This window comes from Mycobacterium colombiense, from assembly GCF_003284935.1.
Classification (GTDB): Bacteria; Actinomycetota; Actinomycetes; order Mycobacteriales; family Mycobacteriaceae; genus Mycobacterium; species Mycobacterium arosiense_A.
Map to the genome: position 1 here is coordinate 18,944 of NZ_QMEV01000050.1, position 19,215 is coordinate 38,158.

The 19,215-nt window shown below is 68.5% G+C and carries 18 protein-coding genes, 1 tRNA gene and 1 pseudogene; 8 read left to right on the forward strand and 12 right to left on the reverse strand.

The features are described 5' to 3' along the window. Nucleotides 1-78: 78 nt before the first annotated feature. Nucleotides 79-1,626, forward strand: coding sequence for an FAD-dependent monooxygenase (locus DQP57_RS19500; RefSeq protein WP_112634380.1), 1,548 nt, complete (start codon nt 79-81; stop codon nt 1,624-1,626). A 61-nt stretch (nt 1,627-1,687) separates the two neighbouring features. Here DQP57_RS19500 and DQP57_RS19505 read toward each other — a convergent pair whose 3' ends face one another. The 7 genes from DQP57_RS19505 to aceE all read right to left on the reverse strand — a co-directional run bounded on the left by DQP57_RS19505 (nt 1,688) and on the right by aceE (nt 11,552). Further along, nucleotides 1,688-3,109, reverse strand: coding sequence for an acyl-CoA carboxylase subunit beta (locus DQP57_RS19505; RefSeq protein WP_112634361.1), 1,422 nt, complete (start codon nt 3,107-3,109; stop codon nt 1,688-1,690). A gap of 33 nt (nt 3,110-3,142) precedes the next feature. Beyond that, nucleotides 3,143-4,402 carry a 3-oxoacyl-ACP synthase KasB gene (kasB, locus tag DQP57_RS19510; protein ID WP_205869169.1) on the reverse strand — a complete coding sequence of 420 codons (1,260 nt, stop codon included), beginning with the start codon at nt 4,400-4,402 and terminating at the stop codon, nt 3,143-3,145. A gap of 80 nt (nt 4,403-4,482) precedes the next feature. Further along, nucleotides 4,483-5,733, reverse strand: a complete 1,251-nt coding sequence (gene kasA, locus DQP57_RS19515) for a 3-oxoacyl-ACP synthase KasA (protein ID WP_112634363.1) — start codon at nt 5,731-5,733, stop codon at nt 4,483-4,485. Then, the gene (gene acpM / locus DQP57_RS19520; protein WP_007770614.1) at nt 5,730-6,077 is read right to left on the reverse strand and encodes a meromycolate extension acyl carrier protein AcpM; all 348 of its coding nucleotides are present in this window, start codon (nt 6,075-6,077) and stop codon (nt 5,730-5,732) included. The genes kasA and acpM overlap by 4 nt, the downstream gene beginning before the upstream one ends. Nucleotides 6,078-6,164: 87 nt before the next feature. Then, nucleotides 6,165-7,073, reverse strand: coding sequence for an ACP S-malonyltransferase (locus tag DQP57_RS19525; protein ID WP_112634364.1), 909 nt, complete (start codon nt 7,071-7,073; stop codon nt 6,165-6,167). 140 nt (nt 7,074-7,213) lie between these two features. After that, nucleotides 7,214-8,539 (reverse strand): PucR family transcriptional regulator, encoded by a 1,326-nt coding sequence (locus DQP57_RS19530; RefSeq protein ID WP_112634365.1) that lies wholly within the window; start codon nt 8,537-8,539, stop codon nt 7,214-7,216. Nucleotides 8,540-8,762: 223 nt separating this feature from the next. Next, on the reverse strand, nt 8,763-11,552 hold the full coding sequence (gene aceE / locus DQP57_RS19535; protein WP_112634366.1) for a pyruvate dehydrogenase (acetyl-transferring), homodimeric type: 2,790 nt from the start codon (nt 11,550-11,552) through the stop codon (nt 8,763-8,765). A 184-nt stretch (nt 11,553-11,736) separates the two neighbouring features. On the opposite strand from aceE, the gene DQP57_RS19540 reads away from it, so the two are divergent. The 4 genes from DQP57_RS19540 to DQP57_RS19555 all read left to right on the forward strand — a co-directional run bounded on the left by DQP57_RS19540 (nt 11,737) and on the right by DQP57_RS19555 (nt 13,421). Continuing rightward, complete coding sequence (locus tag DQP57_RS19540; protein ID WP_112634367.1) at nt 11,737-12,324, forward strand: hypothetical protein; 588 nt, start codon at nt 11,737-11,739, stop codon at nt 12,322-12,324. An 84-nt stretch (nt 12,325-12,408) separates the two neighbouring features. After that, entirely contained in the window at nt 12,409-12,831 is a 423-nt protein-coding gene (locus DQP57_RS19545; RefSeq protein ID WP_112634368.1) for a DUF3052 domain-containing protein, read from the forward strand. After that, nucleotides 12,831-13,292 carry a peroxiredoxin gene (locus tag DQP57_RS19550; RefSeq protein WP_112634369.1) on the forward strand — a complete coding sequence of 154 codons (462 nt, stop codon included), beginning with the start codon at nt 12,831-12,833 and terminating at the stop codon, nt 13,290-13,292. The genes DQP57_RS19545 and DQP57_RS19550 overlap by 1 nt, the downstream gene beginning before the upstream one ends. Nucleotides 13,293-13,346: 54 nt before the next feature. Beyond that, a tRNA-Val gene (locus DQP57_RS19555) sits at nt 13,347-13,421 on the forward strand. Between the two features lie 24 nt (nt 13,422-13,445). Here the strand turns inward: DQP57_RS19555 and DQP57_RS19560 are convergent. Next, nucleotides 13,446-14,240, reverse strand: a complete 795-nt coding sequence (locus tag DQP57_RS19560) for a DJ-1/PfpI family protein (RefSeq protein ID WP_112634370.1) — start codon at nt 14,238-14,240, stop codon at nt 13,446-13,448. A gap of 139 nt (nt 14,241-14,379) precedes the next feature. On the opposite strand from DQP57_RS19560, the gene DQP57_RS19565 reads away from it, so the two are divergent. Next, nucleotides 14,380-15,498 carry an epoxide hydrolase family protein gene (locus DQP57_RS19565; RefSeq protein ID WP_112634371.1) on the forward strand — a complete coding sequence of 373 codons (1,119 nt, stop codon included), beginning with the start codon at nt 14,380-14,382 and terminating at the stop codon, nt 15,496-15,498. A 5-nt stretch (nt 15,499-15,503) separates the two neighbouring features. Here DQP57_RS19565 and DQP57_RS19570 read toward each other — a convergent pair whose 3' ends face one another. Continuing rightward, the gene (locus DQP57_RS19570; protein ID WP_112634372.1) at nt 15,504-15,899 is read right to left on the reverse strand and encodes a VOC family protein; all 396 of its coding nucleotides are present in this window, start codon (nt 15,897-15,899) and stop codon (nt 15,504-15,506) included. Nucleotides 15,900-16,001: 102 nt separating this feature from the next. On the opposite strand from DQP57_RS19570, the gene DQP57_RS19575 reads away from it, so the two are divergent. Then, a complete protein-coding gene (locus DQP57_RS19575; protein ID WP_112634373.1) occupies nt 16,002-16,958 on the forward strand; it encodes a cobalamin biosynthesis protein in 957 nt (318 codons plus the stop codon). Here the strand turns inward: DQP57_RS19575 and DQP57_RS19580 are convergent. Genes DQP57_RS19580 through DQP57_RS19590 form a run of 3 tightly spaced genes read right to left on the reverse strand, consistent with a single transcriptional unit; the run spans nt 16,940 to nt 18,979 of the window. Then, nucleotides 16,940-17,779, reverse strand: a complete 840-nt coding sequence (locus DQP57_RS19580) for an SURF1 family cytochrome oxidase biogenesis protein (protein ID WP_112634374.1) — start codon at nt 17,777-17,779, stop codon at nt 16,940-16,942. The two genes, DQP57_RS19575 and DQP57_RS19580, sit on opposite strands and share 19 nt — an antisense overlap. Continuing rightward, on the reverse strand, nt 17,779-18,276 hold the full coding sequence (locus tag DQP57_RS19585) for a low molecular weight protein-tyrosine-phosphatase (RefSeq protein WP_112634375.1): 498 nt from the start codon (nt 18,274-18,276) through the stop codon (nt 17,779-17,781). The genes DQP57_RS19580 and DQP57_RS19585 overlap by 1 nt, the downstream gene beginning before the upstream one ends. After that, complete coding sequence (locus tag DQP57_RS19590; RefSeq protein ID WP_205869170.1) at nt 18,269-18,979, reverse strand: HAD-IA family hydrolase; 711 nt, start codon at nt 18,977-18,979, stop codon at nt 18,269-18,271. The genes DQP57_RS19585 and DQP57_RS19590 overlap by 8 nt, the downstream gene beginning before the upstream one ends. Nucleotides 18,980-19,060: 81 nt before the next feature. On the opposite strand from DQP57_RS19590, the pseudogene DQP57_RS27660 reads away from it, so the two are divergent. Next, nucleotides 19,061-19,215, forward strand: a pseudogene (locus DQP57_RS27660) (Rv2231c family pyridoxal phosphate-dependent protein CobC); the annotation flags it as partial.

A 19,215-nucleotide genomic window follows, 5' to 3' on the forward strand; every position in this document is an offset into this window, starting at 1 on the left:
CTCGCCCGCCCAGTATTGATAGTTAGTATCTTATGATAGAGACTGTCAGTTTATGGTGTGGTGGTGGAGGGAGGTCCGATGGTTACTCGAGTCCCGGTACTGATCGTGGGCGCCGGCGTCGGCGGACTGGCCACGTCGGCGCTGCTGGCGCAGCACGGCGTCCGCGCGCTGCTGGTCGAGAAACGACCGGAGTTCTTCCTGTATCCCAAGGCCCGCAACCTGAGTTTCCGAACCTCGGAGATCCTGCGCGGACTCGGTCTGCGGGACGAGGTGCGCGCGGTCGCCGAGCACGTCTCGGCGCTGGTGGTCAGGTCCACGCTCAACAGCGCCGTGCAAGAGCCGGCGCTCGACGTCGAGGCGATCTTCGCGGGCCTGGACACGCTCAGCCCCGAGCCGGCGGCGCAGTATTGCCCGCAGAGCCGGCTCGAGCCGATCCTGATCGGGGCGGCGCGGCGCGGCGGCAACGAGGTGCGCTACGGCACCCAGTTGTCCTCGTTCGAGCTGGACGACGCGGGGGTGACCGCGGTGGTGCGCGACGCGGAGTCGGGGGAGTCGCAGACCGTCCGCGCCGACTATCTCGTCGGCGCCGACGGCGTGCACAGCCCGATCCGTAAATCCCTGGGCATCAGCACATCCGGCTACGGCGCGCTGCCGATCTACGTGGTGTTCATCTACTTCCGAGCGCCGTGGCGCCGCTTCATCCCGGAGCTGCACGATGGCGATGGCGTGCAGGTCCGAAACGACGACGTGGACGGCATATTCCTGGTCGCCGAGGGCGACCTCGGCATGTTCATCACCACCTACTTTCCCGGCGAGGGTGAGACGGCCGAACAGTTCACCCCGCAGCGCTGCCGCCAGGTGCTCACCAAGGCGGTCGGGGAGCCGATCGACATCGACATCATCGAGGTCGCGGCGTGGCAGCCCTACGAGCAAGTGGCAGATCAATTCGATTGCGGGCGAGCCTTTCTCGTCGGCGATTCGTCGCACACCATGCCGCCGTTCAAGGCCGGGGGAGCCAACACCGCGATTCAGAGCGCACACAACCTGGCCTGGAAACTCGCCGCCGTCCTACACGGCACGGCCGCACCGGATCTATTGGCGACCTATCACGCCGAGCGTCATCCGGTGGGCCGCTTCGCCGCCCGCCAATCGCTCACCGGGCCGTCGGCGGCCCTGCTGCGGGCGGGTGGTGACGCCCCGCAACTGCCGGCCGGCGAAGAGTGCTCGATGTTCGACCTGCTCATCGGATACCGGTACCGCTCGCCCGCGATCGTGGCCAGCGACGCGGACGGCGGCGGCTTGGTGCACGAATTGCGCGCGCAACCGGGCACGCGGGTGCCGCACGTCTGGGTGCGCCCGGGGGTCTCGACACTCGATCTGTTGGGGCCCGAATTCACCGTGCTGTCCGGAGACGAGCGATGGTGTGCGGCAGCGGCTTCGGCCTCGCTGGCGACGCATCGCTTCTACAGCGACGAATGGGCGGAGACCACCGGCCTCGCACCGGATGGGGCACTGCTGATCCGCCCGGACGATTTCGTCGGGTGGCGCGCCGAGCAACTTCCCGCCGACCCCGAAGCGGAGCTGCGGCAAGCGCTTTCGAGAATTCTCGGGAGACCGCGAGCGTAACCGCACTGCGAATTTCAGCGCGAAATTCCGCAGTGCGGTTACGCTCGCGGGAGCAGCCGAATTACAGCGGGATGTTCTTGTGGCGGCCGCGGCGCGCGGGCGCCTGGGCCAGCGCCTCGGTGAGCTTGCTGCGGGTGTGGGAAGGGTCGATCTTCTCGTCGACCACGCCGATCTCGATGGCGCTGTCCACGCCGCCCGCGATCCGCTCGTGCTCGGCGGCCAGCTGATCGTGCAGCGCTTCGCGCTCGTCGTCGGCGGCGGCCGCCAGCTTCTTCTTGTGCAGGATGCCGACGGCGGCCTTGGCGCCCATCACCGCGACCTCGGCGTCCGGCCACGCGTACACCTTGGTGGCATTCAGCGACCGGGAGTTCATCGCAATGTAGGCCCCGCCGTACGTCTTTCGGGTGACCAGCGTGACACGCGGCACCGTGCACTCACCGAATGCGTGCAACAGCTTGGCGCCGCGGCGCACCACGCCGCCCCACTCCTGGTCGACGCCGGGCAGGTAACCGGGCACATCGACGATCACCACCAGCGGAATACCGAACGCATCGCACAGGCGCACGAAACGCGCTGCCTTCTCGGCGCTTTCGGAGTTCAGACAACCGCCCAGGCGCAACGGGTTGTTGGCCAGCACGCCGACCGTGCGGCCGGACAGCCGGCCCAGCCCGATCACCATCGACGGCGCCCAGTTGGCTTGGAACTCGTCGAACGGCGTCTCGTCGTCGAGGATCGCGGTCACGATCGGGCGCACATCGTAGGCCCGTCGCGCCGACTCGGGCAGCAGCGCGTGGATGTCGGTGTCGCCGGCCTCGGCCTTGTTGCGGTCGAAATGCCCCTGCTGGCAGAACAACCCGACCAACCGGCGACCACGCTCGTAGGCGTCGAGCTCGTCGTCGGCGACGATGTGGCACACCCCGGACTTCTTGTGGTGGGTCTCGGGACCACCCAGCGAGCACATGTCCACGTCCTCGCCGGTGACGCTGCGCACCACGTCGGGCCCGGTGACGAACACCCGGCTATCCGGTGCCATCACGATGACGTCGGTCAGGGCCGGCCCGTAGGCGGCGCCGCCGGCCGCGAAGCCGACGACCACCGAGATCTGCGGGATGTAGCCCGACGCCCGGATCATCGCCTCGAACACCAGGCCCACCGCGTGCAGTGCCTTCACGCCCTCGGCCAGCCGGGCACCACCGGAGTGCCAGATACCCACGATCGGGCTCTGCTCCTCAATGGCGGTGTCGTAGGCGTTGACGATGTGCGTGCAACCCTCGATGCCCATGGCACCGCCCATCACGGTGCCGTCGGTGCAGAACGCGATGGTGCGCACACCGTTCACGGTTCCCGCGGCGGCCAGCACGCCGGACCGGTCCCGCTCGTGTAACAGCTCGACGGTGTCGTCGTCGAAGAAATTGCTCAAGCGCAACAGCGGGTCGCGAGGGTCGAGCGACTCGCCAACCGTCTCGGGGGCCGTGATAGTCATCGCAGGTCTCCTGATATTCGGTGTTGCTCGGGTTCAGTACCGCCCGAAGACGATGGACACGTTGTGTCCGCCGAAGCCGAACGAGTTGTTGATGGCGTACTCGTAGTTGCCCGGGCGTGGTTTGCCGGCCACGACGTCCAGGTCGATCTCGGGGTCGAGGTTTTCCAGGTTGAGCGTGGGCGGGACGACCTGGTCGCGCAGAGCGAGCACGGTCAGGATGGATTCCACCGCGCCGACCGCGCCCACCGAGTGGCCCAGGGCGGCCTTGGGGGCGTAGACGGCGGCGTTGCCGCCGTGCGGGCCCAGGGCGTTGTTGATCGCCTTGCCCTCGGCGACGTCACCGACGGAGGTGCCGGTGGCGTGGGCGTTGACGTGATGGATGTCGGACGGGCTCAGGCCGGCGAGCTGGATGGCGCGGCTCATGGCGTGCCCGGCGCGTTCGCCGTTGGGGTCCGGGGCGACCATGTGGTAGCCGTCGGAAGTGATGCTGGCGCCCATGATGCGGGCCAAGATATTGGCGCCGCGGGCCTTGGCGTGTTCCTCGGTCTCGATCACCATCAGCGCGCCGGCCTCACCGAACACGAACCCGGTGCGGTCGCGGTCGAACGGTCGGCAGGCCCCCACCGGGTCGTCGTTCTTGGTCGACATCACGATGCGCATCTGGGCGAACGCCGCGATCGGCACCGCCTCGATCCTGGTCTCGACGCCGCCGCAGATGGCGATGTCGGCCTCGCCGAACACGATGTTGCGCCAGGCCTGCGCCACCCCCTCCGAGCCCGACGCGCACGCCGAAATCGGGGTGATCACACCGGCCTTCGCCTGACGCTCCAGGCCCACCGCGGCGGAGGCGCCGTTGGGCATGTACTTCTGCACGCCGAGCGGAGAGACGGCCTTCATGCCACGAGCGCGCATGTCGTCGTAGCTGAAGACCATCTCTTCCGACGAACCCAAACCGGTGCCGATCGACACCATCAGCCGATTGCTGTCGACCTCGGGGGAGCCGGCGTTCTCCCAGACCCGCCGGCCCAACACGGTCGACATCCGCTGCAGGTAGCCCGTGCGACGCAACTCCACGCGGGTCAACTGGCTGTCGAAGTCCTCCAGCAGATGCCCGCCGATGCGCACCGGCAGGTCGAACTCCTCGACGAACGGATCCTCGAGTTTGCGGATACCACTTTGGCTGTCCAGCAACAGCTTCCAGGTGGTGTCGGCATCAGTAGCCAACGCGGTCGTCATGGCTACGCCAGTGACGACCACGTTCGGGAGCGATTTCCCGGTAACCAGCTCTGTCATGGGTCTTGCGAACGTTCCTTCCATGTTGTCCGGCTCCTCCTCGGGCCCGTGGGGACCCGAGTCGTCGCCGGACGCCGTACTCAGTACCGCCCGAAGGCGAGTGCCACGTTGTGGCCGCCGAACCCGAATGAGTTGTTGATCGCGTAACGGAAATCGCCGTAGCGAGGTTCGCCCGCGACAACATCCAAGTCGATCTCGGGATCCGGTGTTTCGTAGTTGAGTGTTGGCGGTATCACGCCGTCCCGAAGGCTCAATACCGTGAGAACAGATTCCAAAGCCCCGACCGCACCGATGGAGTGCCCCAGAGCCGACTTCGGTGCGTACACCGCCGCTTCCTGGCAACCGGCGACCCGGATTGCGTTGGCCTCGGCCGTGTCACCGATCGGCGTCGCGGTGCCGTGCGCGTTGACGTGGTCGATGTCCTTGGGGGACAACCCCGCCAACTCGAGCGACCTCGTCATCGCCCGGCCCGCACGCACGCCGTCCGCCGCCGGTGCCACCATGTGGAACGCGTCCGAGGTGATGCCGGCACCCATCAACCGGGCCAGCGGCTTGGCGCCGCGGGCCTTGGCGTGCTCTTCGGTCTCGATGATCATCAGGGCCCCAGCCTCGCCGAACACGAAGCCGTCGCGGTCCTTGTCGAACGGCCGAGACGCACGCTCGGGCTCGTCGTTGCGAGTGGACATGGCCCGCATCATCGAGAACGCCGCGATCGGCAGCGCCTCGATGGGGCCCTCGACCCCGCCGCAGACGGCGAAATCGGCGTCACCCATTGCGATCTGGCGCCACGCGTGCGCGATCGCCTCCGAGCCGGACGAGCACGCCGACACCGGGGTGATGACCCCGGCGCGGGCGCCCAGCTGCAGGCCCACCACCGCCGCGGCGCCGTTGGGCATAATCATCTGAACGGCGAGCGGCGACACCTTGCGGGGCCCGCCCTCGTTCATCAGGTCGTAGCTCTCCACGATCCTCTCGGCGCCGCCGAGACCGGTGCCGACCACGACCGAGAACCGGTCGGGGTCGACCTCCGGGCTGCCGGCGGACTCCCAGAGCTGAGTGCTGAGCAACTTCGCCAGCCGCTGGACGTACGACATGCGCCGCAAGTCGAGCCTGCTCATGTGCTCGTCGATGGGCTCCTTGAGGTGGCCACCGATCTGGACGGGCAGGTCCCACTTGGTGATGAACTCGTCTTCGAGAACGTGGATGCCGCTTTCGCCGGCCAACAAACCCTTCCACGTGCTCTCGATGTCCGGCGCGATCGAGGTCGTCGCCGCGACGGCGGTTACCACAACGTTGGGGTAACCGCCATTAGCAGTGGAAGGCTTGCTCACTTGCTGTCCGCTTCCAGCCTCGACTTGACGTTGGCGACCGCCTCGGGGTTCTCGGTCTCCAGCTTGGCGCGCAGCGCCTCGGCAGCCTCGGGGTTCTCTTCCTCGAGCTTCTGGATGTAGGAGACGACGTCACCAACGGTGCGCAGACCGGCGAGGTCCTCGTCGGGGATCTTGACGCCGTACTTGTCCTCGGTCTGCACGGCGATCTCAACCATCGACAGCGAGTCGATGTCCAGGTCGTCGACGAACGACTTCTCCGGGGTGACCTCGGAGGGCTCGATACCGGTCACCTCTTCGATGATCTCGGCGATACCGGCGATGATTTCTTCCTGGCTGACGGCCACAGCTTTCTTCCCTTCGTAATGTGTTGCGTGTTAGTCGAATTGACGTGATATGCGGTTGTACTGGTTATGCAACTGGTCGAGCTGGCTTTAGAGCTCGGCCAAAGCGTCCAGGTCTGCGGGCGACTTGACGGCGCGAGCCGTAACCCCCCGAAGTTCTCGTTTGGCGATACCGGTGAGAGTCCCCGCGGGCGGGAACTCCACGGCCGCAGTGACTTCCAGGTCACGCAGCGTCGCGGTGCACAGGTCCCAGCGCACCGGCTGGGTGAGCTGAGCGACCAGCGCCTCCATCGCCGCGGCCGCCGAGGCGACCGGCTTGCCGTCGCGGTTCGACAGCAGCGTGGCGGTGGGCTCGGACGTCTGGACGGCGGCCGCCGCGGCGGCATAACCGTCGAGCGCCGACGCCATGTATTTGGTGTGGAACGCGCCGGCCACGCCAAGCGCGCGCACCCGGGCCTTCTCCGGCGGGTCTTCGGCCAGCTTCTCCAGCGCGGTCAGCGCGCCGGCGGCGACGATCTGCCCGGCGGCGTTGCGGTTGGCGGGGAACAGGTCGAGCTGCTCGAGGCGGGCCAGCACATCGGCCTCGTCGCCACCGAGCACCGCGGACATGCCGGTCGGCTCGACGGCGCACGCCTTGGCCATCTCGGCGCCGCGGGTGGCGGCCAGCGCGACGGCGTCGTCGGCGGCGATCACGCCGGCGATCGCGTAGGCGGCGATCTCACCGACGGAGTGGCCGGCCACGACCAGTTCGGCGTCCGACAGCAGTCCGCGCTTGGTCAGCTCCTGGTGGGCTAGCAGCGTGGCGGCCACGACCAGCGGCTGGGTGACCGCGGTGTCGGTGATCTCTTCGGTCGATGCGGTGGTGCCCAGGCGCACGAGGTCGAGGCCACTGGCCTTGGACCACAGCGCCAACTGGTCAGCGGCGCCGGCGAGCTCCAGCCATGGCGAGAGCATCCCCTCGGTCTGCGAACCCTGTCCGGGCGCAAGCAATGCAATCACGTGTTTAAGAGAACACTGTGGAAACGGTTTTGGCGGGTGTAACAGATTATGAACCTCGTCTTAGGTTTTTGTGTACTCCCTACAAAACGGCTCCGTAAGCTACGGGTTTGATATCGTGCCGCGATCTGTTGCCTGGGTCACTATCCGCCGAATTGCCCCCCAACGGCCCCTTTGACCGGCAGCGGAACAGCGGGCATGGCGTTGTTGACTGCGCTTGGCGGGTTGGTCGGGTAGTTGAGTTGGCCGACCGTCGCCGCCACGCGCAGCACATATGCATCACGTGGCTGCATGGGATCGCGGCCGGTGAAGTCGGTGATCCGCCGGAGTCGGTAGCGCACGGTGTTTGGATGAACGAACAACTTTCTGGCACAAGCCTCAATGGCGCCGCCACAATCTAAGTAAGCGTCGAGGGTCTCGATCAGCGTCGGACCCGCGTCGGCCAACGGGCCCATCACGTCGGTGTGCAGCGCCACGATCGCCGACGCATCGCCCATCAGGGCGCGTTCGGGCAGTAGTTCGCGCGCCGGCACGGGACGAGGCGCTCCGCGCCAGCCGCCCACGGCGTTCATGCCGGATATCGCCTCACTGGCGCTGTGATAGGCCGCCGTCAGCATCGGTGCGGTGGGCCCGACGACCACGGGGCCGTCGGCGAACGCCGCCAGCAGATCGCCCAGGAATTTGTCGGTGGGCGACAATTGGCCGGACACGATCGCGACCAGCCAGGTGCCGTGCACGTCGGTGAGGGCCGCGCGCCCGTGCTGCGCGGCGATGTCGCGGACGTGCTGGCTCGCGCGTTCGCTGTCGTCGGGACCGGTGGACCCGTCGCGCCCGGGCGCCGGGGTCCCGACGACCACCGTCGCCGGGGCGGTGGTGTCCCAGTTCAGTGCCGCGGCGCGGGACAGCAGCTCGGGGCCCGTGTCGCCGCGGACCACCGCGTCGACGACGCTGGCCTCCATCCGGCTGTCCCAGGTCCCGCGCGCCTCGGCCGCGTTCGCGTAGGCGGTGGCGGCGGTGAACGCCAGGTCGCGGCTGTACTTCAGGATGCCCACCGTCAGCGCCGTCAGCTGCTCTTCGGAGCGGGCCAGCAGCGGGACGACTTCCTCGAAGAAGTCCATGGTCACGCGCGCCATGTCGACGCTGTGGCGCAACGCGATGCGGCGGGCGAGGTCCTGGGGCACCAGTTCGAAGGCCTGCGCGGTGTGGCTGACGTTGCTGTGCGGGTCTTGCATCCACTCGGCGAAGTTGTTGATGGCCGTCTGCACCACCAGCGCCATGCTGGCCCGCTGCGACGCCTCCAGGTCGGCGAAGAACGGCAACCGATCACCCATGACCGAGACCGCCTCGGTGGCCAGGCGGCCGGAGTACTGCTTCAGCCGCCGCAGCACGGACTCCGGCACGGTGTCCAGCAGCTCCAGCGGCGATCGGGGTTGCTTGGCGAACGGACCGGCGAAGGGGTTGTCATTCACCCCTAAAAGCTACGCGCTTTTTCTGGAAGTTTCCGCCAAAGGCGGCGCGTGGCGTTCTTAAGAAGCGGGGCCCCTGGCGGCTCGCGGGACATGCCGGGCGCCCGCCACGCCCTGTTCCGGCGCCGAACGTGAAACTAGCTTCACGCTCGGCGCCCAGCGTGAAACTAACTTCACGCTCGGCGGGCGGAGTCGGTCCTGCGCCGAGCCGGGCCGCGGCCTGACGTCAGGCGACCCCGGGGTCGGACGTCTGCTCCGGGGCGGCCTGCACGTCGTCGATCTTGTACTGGCGGGCGGCGGCGACCGGCACCGAGGGGTCGATCTCCCCGTCGCGCGCCAGCGCCTCGAGCACCGCGACCACCTGCGACTCGGCGTCGGTGTTGAAGTACCGCCGCGCCGCCGGCCGGGTGTCGGAGAAGCCGAACCCGTCGGTGCCCAGGGTGACGAAGGTGCCCGGCACCCAGGGCCGGATCTGCTCGGGGACGGCGCGCATCCAGTCGGAGACGGCGACGACGGGGCCGACGGCGTTCGACAGGGCCTGGGTGACGTAAGGGACACCGGCCGGCCGGTCCGGGTGGCGCAGCCTCGCCCTGTCGACGGCCACGCCGTCGCGGTTCAACTCGCCCCAGCTGGTCACCGACCACACGTCGGCGGCGACGTCCCACTCCGCGGCCAGCATCTCGGCCGCCTGCAGCGCCGACGGCATCGCGACCCCCGAGGCCAGGATCTGCGCCTTGTTGGCCCGCTGTTCGGTGGCCACGTGGTAGCGGTAGAGGCCACGCAGCACGCCCTCGGGGTCGAAGTTCTGCGGCTCGGGCGGCTGCACGTACGGCTCGTTGTAGATGGTGATGTAGAAGAACACGTCCTCGGGGTTCTCCCCGAACATCCGGGCCAGCCCGCTTTCCACGATGTAGGCGATCTCGTAGGCGAACGCCGGGTCGTAGGCGACCACCGCCGGGTTGGTGCTGGCCAACAGCAACGAGTGGCCGTCGGCGTGTTGCAGCCCCTCGCCGGTCAGCGTCGTGCGCCCCGCGGTGGCGCCGAGCAGGAAGCCCCGCGTCATCTGGTCCGCGGCGGCCCACAAGCCGTCACCGGTGCGCTGGAAGCCGAACATCGAATAGAAGATGTAGATCGGGATCATCGGCTCGTTGTGCGTGGCGTACGACGTGCCCGCCGCGATGAACGACCCCACCGACCCGGCCTCGTTGATGCCCTCGTGCAGGATGTGCCCGGCTTCGCTTTCCTTGTAGGCCAGCATCAGCTCGGCGTCGACGGCGGTGTACAGCTGGCCGTTGCGGTTGTAGATCTTCAGCGACGGGAACCACGAGTCCATGCCGAAGGTGCGCGCCTCGTCGGGAATGATCGGCACGATGCGCGGACCAACTTCTTTGTCCCGCAACACTTCCTTGAAGGTCCGGACTGTCGCCATGGTGGTGGCGACCTCCTGGGTTCCCGATCCCTTCTTCAGCGCGGCGTAGGTCTCGCGGCCGGGCAGCCGCAACGCCTTGGCCTTCGTCCGCCGCTCGGGCAAGAAGCCGCCGAGGGTGCGCCGGCGGTCGACCATGTAGCGGATCTCCTCGGCGTCCGAGCCGGGGTGGTAGTAGGGCGGCAGGTAGGGATCCTCCTCCAGCTGCGCGTCGCTGATCGGGATCCGGATCGCGTCACGGAAGTCCTTAAGGTCTTGCAGCGCAAGCTTTTTCATCTGGTGCGTGGCGTTGCGGCCCTGGAAATGCGCACCCAGCGAATAGCCCTTGATCGTCTTGGCCAGGATCACCGTGGGCTGGCCCTTGTGGTCGACGGCCGCGCGGTAGGCGGCATAGACCTTGCGATAGTCGTGGCCACCGCGCTTGAGGTTCCAGATTTCGGAATCGGTCATATTCTCCACGAGCGCTTTGGTGCGCGGATCCCGGCCGAAGAAGTGGTCGCGCACGTAGGCGCCGTCGTTGGCCTTGTACGTCTGGTAGTCCCCGTCCGGGGTGGTGTTCATCAGGTTCACCAGCGCGCCGTCGCGGTCGGCGTGCAGCAGGGCGTCCCATTCGCGGCCCCAGACCACCTTGATGACGTTCCAGCCGGCGCCGCGGAAGAACGACTCCAGCTCCTGGATGATCTTGCCGTTGCCACGCACCGGACCGTCGAGGCGCTGCAGGTTGCAGTTGACCACGAACGTCAGGTTGTCCAGGCCCTCCAGCGCCGCGACGTGCGCGAGGCCGCGGCTTTCGGGCTCGTCCATCTCGCCGTCGCCCAAAAAGCACCACACGTGCTGGTCGGAGGTGTCCTTGATGCCGCGGTCGTGCAGGTAGTGGTTGAAGCGCGCCTGGTAGATGGCGTTGAGCGGGCCCAGACCCATCGACACCGTGGGGAATTCCCAGAAGTCGGGCATCAGCCGCGGGTGCGGGTAGGAGGGCAGGCCGCCGCCGGCGTGGCTGTGCTCCTGGCGGAAGCCGTCCATCCGGTCGGCGGTCAGCCGGCCCTCCAGGAATGCGCGGGCGTAGATGCCCGGGGAGGCGTGGCCCTGGATGAACACCTGGTCGCCGCCGCCGGGGTGCGACTTGCCGCGGAAGAAGTGGTTGAAGCCGACCTCGTAGAGCGCCGCGGACGACGCGTAGGTCGAAATGTGGCCGCCCACACCGACTCCCGGGCGCTGGGCGCGGTGCACCATGATGGCGGCGTTCCACCGGATCCACGCGCGGTAGCGGCGTTCGACGTCCTCGTCGCCGGGGAACCACGGCTCCAGCTCGGTCGGGATGGTGTTGACGTAGTCGGTGGAGGTCAGCGACGGGATCGCGACGCGCTGTTCGCCCGCGCGTTCCAGCAATCGCAGCATGAGATAGCGCGCCCGCGACGGGCCGGAGCGCTCCAGCAGTTGATCGAAGGACTCCAGCCACTCCGACGTCTCGTCGGGATCGATGTCGGGAAGGTAGGAGGCCACCCCCTCGCGGATCACCCGGACGCGGTCGGGTTCGGTTGCGCCGTTGGGGTTTGTGGCCAGATCGTGGCGCACGAACTCAGTTGTCAACGCACTACTCCTGTTGTTGGCGGAATGTGTGCCGTAACGGGTGGGTCGCACCCTGCCCACCATCGTGCCGCACCGCCGTTGGGCGCGGATAGCCGACGTCGGGTAGCGGGCCGAGCGTCGGCCGGCGAACATCAACTCGGCGGGTCTGGGGCAAGCACAGGGGCCACCCGGTAACGTCAGGCTTGTGCTCATCCGGTGGCGTGCCGTCCCTCAGACGCAGGTGGGGGACTTCTCCCGGCGCTGGGCGTTGGCCCTCGGTTGTCTCGCCGTGGCGCTGATGGGCATCGTGGGGTGCACCTCCGTCACCAACGGCACGGCAACGCCCGACACCAAGGTGGCTCCGGCCTACCGGCAGTCGGTGTCGGCGTCGGTGTCCGCGTCGTCGGCGACGTCGAGCATCCGGGAATCGCAGCGGCAGCAATCGCTGACCACCAAGGCGGTGCGCACCGCCTGCGCCACGCTGATCACCACCAGCAAGAACGCGATCGACAAGACCAACGAGTTCGTCAAGGCGTTCAACGCCGGTCGCGGCACCGGGCCGACTGAGGGCCCGGCCATCGACGCCCTCAACGACAGCGCCACCACGGTGGGCAACAGCTTCAGCGACGCGATGTCACAGCAGATCAAGGACGCGTTCAACGCCTACATCGACGCCGCCCGGGCCGTGGCCAACGCCATTGGCACGCACGCGGGGACGTCGGAATTCAACAAACGGGTCGATCAACTCAACGACACGAAAAAGAACGCGGTAAAACTCTGCCTGGCAACCTGATGATGCGGAAGTATGGACCGAGTTCTTGCTGTGCGACGATAATCCCGAATCGCACAGCGCTCGGACGTTGAAGGAGGCTCCACGGTGGTCGCGGCGGATCACGCCCCGAGTTACGCTCGCAAACTGGGCATCCAACCCGACCAGGTTGTGCAGGAGTGGGGCTGGGACGAAGACACCGATGACGAGATCCGCGCCGCGGTCGAGGAAGCCTGCGGCAGTGACTTACTCGACGAGGACACCGACGAGGTAGTCGACGTCGTGCTGCTGTGGTGGCGAGACGGTGACGGCGACCTGGTGGACACCCTGATGGACGCGATCACTGCGCTGGCCGAAGACGGGGTGATCTGGGTGTTGACGCCCAAGACCGGCAAGCCCGGCCACGTTCTGCCGGCCGAAATCGCCGAGGCCGCACCGACCGCCGGTTTGATGCCGACCTCGTCGGTGAACCTGGGCGACTGGAGCGCCAGCCAGTTGGTACAGCCCAAATCCCGGGCCGGGAAGCGTTGATGCTGTCGGTCGGCACCCCCGCCCCGGATTTCACTTTGCGCGACCAGAACCAACAGCGAGTCACGCTGAGCTCCTACCGGAACGCCAAGAACGTGCTGCTGGTCTTCTTCCCCCTGGCGTTCACCGGGATCTGCCAGGGCGAGCTGGACCTGTTGCGGGACCACCTGCCCGATTTCGAGAACGACGACAGCGCGACGCTGGCCATCTCGGTGGGTCCGCCGCCCACACACCGGGCCTGGTCGCTGGACAGCGGCTTCACGTTCCCGGTGCTGTCAGACTTTTGGCCACACGGCGCGGTCAGCCAGGCCTACGGCGTGTTCAACGAGGACGCCGGCTACCCCAACCGCGGAACGTTCGTGGTGGACCGGTCCGGCATCATCCGCTTCGCCGAGATGAAACAGCCAGGCGAGTCGCGCGACCAGCGGCTCTGGACCGACGCGCTGGCGGCCTTGCGGGCCTGAGCGGGTCTGATTTTGGGGACTTGGCCGTCGGGCGGGTAGCCTGCCCGCAGCGACGGGCGCGTAGCTCAGTGGTAGAGCTCTGGTTTTACACACCAGCGGTCGGCGGTTCGATACCGTCCGCGCCCACCAGGATTGGCCGGCGCGACGGCTTCGTCAGGCCCGTGCGCCGCGGACCTTGGTGACGAACGCGGCCCCGAACGCCTTGGCCGAGTACGGGTCTTGGCCGGTGATCAGTTCGCGATCCTCGACGACCTTGCTGCCCATCGGGAGGGTCGTCTGTTCGACGTTGGCCCCGCGAGACCTCAACAGTTCGGTCGGGTCATCCTTCAGGCGTCCCCTGAAGCGGCGCGCCAACGGGACCGTGGACAGCATCGTGTCGACGCCGGTCTTGAAGCAGGTCATCCGGTACCCCTCATACGTCCACTGGCCCTCGAGGGTGGGAGCCGCGGCGAGCGCGGCGGGAGCGTGACAGATCAGGCCGGTCGGTCGTCGGGCGTCGTGGAAGTGACGGACCAGCGCGCCGAAGTCATCGTTGAGCGCGTCGTCGGCAAAAGCGTCGCGGTGCAGCAGGTCGACCAGGGGCGCGTGACCGCCCGGCACGAACACGGCGTCAAACCCGTCCAGGCGCTGGGCGTCATGGCCGATCTCTTCGAGTTTGGCCGGCGCGGCCAGACCGAGCTCGAGAAGCTCCCGATAGCTGCTCAACGCGGCGTCACGCCTTCTGCGCGAGCCGGCGAAGTACATCAGGCTGCATGAGGTGCCGTCGATGACGGGAGCCCGCGCGCCCGGGGTGGCGAAGGCAAGCTCGAACCCGGCCTGGCGCATCGCGTCGGTCGGTTCGATCAGCTCACCGAGGTAAGTGCCGGTCAGCTCGCTGCGGCCGTTCCGTAGCGGAATCCGGTCGGCCGCGGAGACCACCACCAGAACGCGCGGCGCCGTCGTTGTCATCGGGGAATCCCCTCACTGTTGCCATCGGTGTTCTCGCGCCTTGGCAGCGATACCCGCCAGCGGGGTGCGGCAATCGGCGCCGGGCGGCGGGGAAGACCCCGCGCGCCGCCGGTGCCCGCCCCGGCGGCACTATGAACGCGTGAAGCCGTTCCGCATCGACGTTTCCGACGAGGTTCTCGACGACCTGCGAGCGCGGCTGGCCCGCACGCGGTGGCCCGAGGCCGAATGCGTGGCCGACTGGAGCCAGGGCGTGCCGCTGGCCTACACCCGCGAGCTGGCCGACTACTGGGCGACCGACTACGACTGGCGCTCGCGGGAGGCCGCGCTCAACCGCTTCGATCAGTTCACCACCGAAATCGACGGCCTGGATATCCATTTCGTCCACCAGCGCTCGCCGCACGCCGATGCCTTCCCGCTGGTGATCACGCACGGCTGGCCGGGCTCAATTGTGGAGTTCCACAAGGTGATCGAGCCGTTGACCAACCCCGCGTCCGGCCGGGCCGAGGACGCCTTCCATGTCGTGTGTCCGTCGTTGCCCGGCTACGGCTTCTCCGGAAAACCCACGGCCACCGGCTGGGGCGTGGAAAAGATCGCGGACGCCTGGGAAACGCTGATGCTGCGGTTGGGCTACGAGCGCTACGGCGCCCAGGGCGGCGACTGGGGTGCCGCGGTCACCACCCAGATCGGCCGCAACGTCGGCCACTGCGTGGCCATCCACCTGAACATGCCGATCGGTAGGCCCACCAAGGAGTCGCTGGCGAATCCCACCGAGGAGGAACAACGCGCGCTCGCCGCGCTGGCCAACCACCGCAAGTGGGGCACCGGTTATTCCAAGCAGCAGTCCACCCGTCCCCAGACCCTGGGCTACGGCCTGGCCGATTCACCCGTGGGACAGCTGGCCTGGATCGTCGAAAAGTTCTGGGACTGGGCGGATTGCGACGGGCACCCCGAGAACGCGCTCAGCCGCGACGAACTGCTCGACAACGTGATGGTCTACTGGGTGACCAATACCGCCACGTCCTCGGCCCGCCTGTACTGGGAGAGCTTCGCGGGCTTCGGCGGCGGGGACCGCGTCGAATTGCCCACGGGCGTCGCGGCTTTCCCCGAGGAACTGCTCAAGGCGCCGCGCGCCTGGTGCGAACCCGTCTACAACATCGCCCACTGGACGGACATGCCACACGGCGGGCATTTCGCGGCGTTCGAACAACCGGAGCTGTTCGTCGAGGATGTGCGCGCGTTCTTCGCGACGGTGCGCTGAGCCGATCAGCCAGGCGGCGCGAAGAACTCGAGCGCGATGCCGTCAGGGTCGCGAAAACTCAACCCCGAGCCGTAGGGCGCATCCACGATGCCGCCGTGCTCGATGCCCAGTTCGCCCAGCCGGTCCACCCAGCCCTGTAATTCGGCGCGGCTCGCGCACCCGAAGCCGACGTGGTCGAGCCCGACGCGGTGCTCGCTGAACGTTTCGTCGGGCGCCGGGCGGTCGTGCTGGTGAATGCCGAACACGGTGCCGCCGTCGAGCATCCACACCTGGTGGTGAAATCCGGCGTCAGTGTGCTCGTCGAGGATCGGGTCGGTGCCGAGCAGGCTGCGATACCACGGGCCGCTGATCGCGATGTCGCGCACCGTGACCGCGACGTGGTTGAGCGCTGGAAAGGTCATGGGCCGACGCTAGTCCGCTTTGCGGCGTTTGCCGACCATCGGCCGCTTCATCGTGGACTTGGCTCGACGGCCTCATGGGTTCCGGTATGAGACGCTGCCGGGGTGGTTGCGACGAGGACCCGGATCGCGGGCGTGGCGATCGGCTACCTCGCCGACCGCGCGCTCGGCGACCCGCGGTGGGGCCATCCGGTCGCGCTGTTCGGTCGAGCCGCCGCCGCGCTGGAGAGCGTGAGCTACCGCGACAGCCGGTTCGCCGGCGCGGTCCATGTCGGCGCGCTGGTCGCGGCGGTGGGCCCGCTCGGGCTGGTGGTGCAACGCGCCGCCGATCGGCGCGGCCGGGCGTGGTCGATCGCGGCGATCGCGGCCGCCACCTGGGTGTCGCTGGGGGGAACCTCGTTGGCGCGCACCGGCCTGCGGATGTCGGAACTGCTGGAACGCGGTGACGTCGACGCCGCGCGCGGGCTGCTGCCGTCGCTGTGTGGGCGCGATCCGGCGTCGTTGGACACCGCCGGCCTGACCCGCGCGTCGCTGGAATCGATCGCCGAGAACACCTCCGATGCCCAGGTGGCGCCGCTGCTGTGCGCGGCGGCCGGTGGCGTGCCCGCGGTGCTGGCGTATCGCGGGATCAACACCCTGGACTCGATGATCGGATATCGTTCGCCGCGCTACCTCCGATTCGGTTGGGCCGCAGCGAGATTGGATGATGTAGCCAATTACGTTGCCGCGCGGGTGACCGCGTCGCTGGCGGTGCTGCTGGCGCCGCTGGCCGGTGGATCACCGTCCGGCGCGGCGCGGGCCTGGCGCCGCGATGCCGCCCGTCACCCCAGCCCCAACGCCGGTGTCGTCGAGGCGGCCTTCGCCGGGGCGCTGGGCGTGCGCCTGGGCGGTCCTACGCAATACCGCCATGAGCTGCAGATCCGGCCCACGCTCGGCGACGGCCGGCCGCCGGCGGTGACCGACCTGCGGCGCGCGGTGCTGCTGTCGTCGCTGGTGCAGGCGGGCGCCGCGGTGCTGGCCGGGCTGGCGCTTTACCTGACGGGTTACCGCCGCCGCCCGTAGCGGTCGGCGAGTTTGGCTTCGACCGTCTGCGGTGCGTCCGGGGTGGGCGCCGTCTCGCCGGCCGTGGCCGGACGCTGTTGCTTCTCCTGGCGGCGGGCCCGGATCTCGGAGTAGGCGAAGTAGCCCAACCCGATCGGGGCGAGGATGCCGAACGCGATCCACTGGATGCCGTAGGACAAAAACGGGCCGGCGTCCAGCGCGGGCACGCCGACCACGCCGAGCCCGCCGGGCTGGCCGTCGACCAGCTGCAGGTAGGACCCGGCCAGCGGGACCTTGGTGAGCACCGCGACTTGTTCGGTGTCGATCGAATACACCTGCTGCACACCGTCTCCCACGAACGGATCCTTGTTCACCGCGGCGGCCTCGGAGTTGCGCAACCGCGCCGTGATGGTCACCGGCTGGGCGGGTGGGCGCGGGATCGGCGGGACGTGCGAGCCTTCCAATGGGCGCACATAGCCGCGGTCGACCAGCACGGTGGGCCCGCCGTCGACGACGAACGGCGCCAGCACCTCGAACGCCGGCTTCGAGTCGATCACCCGCAGGCGGGCCAGCACCTGCACGTCGGGCAGGTAGCGCCCGGTCGCGGTGACCTGGCGCCACTGCGCACCGGGAGCCGCCGAATTCTGCTGCGGCAGCAGGGTTTTCAGCGGAACTGGTGGGGTGTTCAGCGAGGATTCGATCTGGTGGTTCTCCTGCGAGGTCCTGTTGTGCTTGCCCAGCTGCCAGGGGGCGAGCACGGTGAAGCACAGGTAGGCGAAGGCGACCACCACCACCGCCAGCGCTATCCAGCCGGGGCGCAGCAGAAAGGCCAGCCGGCGCATCAAGGCGATCCGTTCTGCGCGAGCCGTTCGTCGACCCAGTCATGCAGGCCCGGCAGCGCGGCCTCGATGACGGTGTAGGTGCGTTCGAAGTCTTTCGCGTCGCCGTAGTAGGGATCGTCGACGTCGGGGGTGTGGGCACCGGTGCGCGGATCGAAGGACCGCAGCATCCGGACGCGGTCGTCGTCGGCGCCCAGGTGCCGCAGCATCCGGGCGTGGTTGCGGTCCAGGGCCACCACCAGGTCCGCGCCCAGGTGCTCGGCGTCGACCTGCGCGGCGCGGTGCTCGCAGGCGTAGCCGTGGGCGCGCAGCACGTCGACGGCGCGCTCGTCGGCGCACTCGCCGACATGCCAGTTGCCGGTGCCGGCGCTGCTGACCCGCACCGCGTCGGCCAGCCCGCGCCGGCGCAGTTGGTCGGCGAACATCTTCTCGGCCATCACCGAACGGCAGATGTTGCCGGTGCACACGAACGTCACGTGCAGCCGCTCACGCTCAGACACCCAGCGCCCTCCGTAGTTCGTCGATGGTCGAGGCGTGCGTCACGCCGGACTCGGCCGCGCTTCCGGCGGCGCGGTCGGGAAAGTCGGCCTTGCCGTAGCCCCAGCCGACGACCACGGTGTCGATGCCGTGTGCGGCCGCGCCGTGCACGTCGTGGCTGCGGTCACCGACCATCAGGACCCGCTCGGGCAGCGGCTCGAGCTGCGACAGGGCGTGCGCGAGCACCTCGACTTTGGCCTTGCGCGCGCCGTCGGGACTCGCGCCGGCGATGACCTCGAAATGCTGGTCGAGCCCGAAATGGGCGAGGATGCGCCGCGCCGTCGTCTCCAGCTTGGAGGTGGCCACCGCCAGCCGGACGCCGGCGGCGCGCAGATCCACCAGCAGCGCCTCGATCCCGTCGAACAGCGCGTTCATCGCCCAGCCGCGGGCGCCGTACTCGGCGCGAAAGGCCGCGATCGCCTTCTCGGCGTCGTCGCCGAGGTCCATGGCCCGGAAGGTGTCGTCCATCGGCGGGCCGACGATCTGCGCGACGAGGTCGCCGGGCGGCACGGGAGCGCCGATGTGGTCGAGCGCATGCAGGAAGCTGGCGACGATCCCCTCCGCGGAGTCGGTCAGGGTGCCGTCGAGATCGAAGATCACCAGCTGCGCCGCCGCGGGGGCGGTGGCGTTCGGGGCCTGCCGATCGGCTGACGTTGTGCCTGTCACCTCACCATTGTCCTCGATGGGTGCGGCCGGGTGTGACGGTGTTGCTCCGGCCGGCCCGCGGGGCGCACTAGTGTTTCACGGATGGCGAGTCTGAACCTGAGCCCGCCTGCGGCGCGCTACCACGGCGATCAGGCCGTCGCGCCGGGGATGCTCGATTTCGCCGTCAACGTCCGGCACGGCCAACCGCCGCAGTGGCTGCTGCGCCGGCTGGCCGAGCGGCTGCCCGATCTGGCGCG

Excerpts from the sequence above, each read along its gene's own strand:
- DQP57_RS19560 (WP_112634370.1), bottom strand. The coding sequence starts at position 14,240 with ATGACAACGACGGCGCCGCGCGTTCTGGTGGTGGTCTCCGCGGCCGAC.
- kasB (WP_205869169.1), bottom strand. The coding sequence starts at position 4,402 with ATGACAGAGCTGGTTACCGGGAAATCGCTCCCGAACGTGGTCGTCACT.
- DQP57_RS19505 (WP_112634361.1), bottom strand. The coding sequence starts at position 3,109 with ATGACTATCACGGCCCCCGAGACGGTTGGCGAGTCGCTCGACCCTCGC.
- DQP57_RS19570 (WP_112634372.1), bottom strand. The coding sequence starts at position 15,899 with ATGACCTTTCCAGCGCTCAACCACGTCGCGGTCACGGTGCGCGACATC.
- DQP57_RS19550 (WP_112634369.1), top strand. The coding sequence starts at position 12,831 with ATGCTGTCGGTCGGCACCCCCGCCCCGGATTTCACTTTGCGCGACCAG.
- DQP57_RS19500 (WP_112634380.1), top strand. The coding sequence starts at position 79 with ATGGTTACTCGAGTCCCGGTACTGATCGTGGGCGCCGGCGTCGGCGGA.
- DQP57_RS19580 (WP_112634374.1), bottom strand. The coding sequence starts at position 17,779 with ATGCGCCGGCTGGCCTTTCTGCTGCGCCCCGGCTGGATAGCGCTGGCG.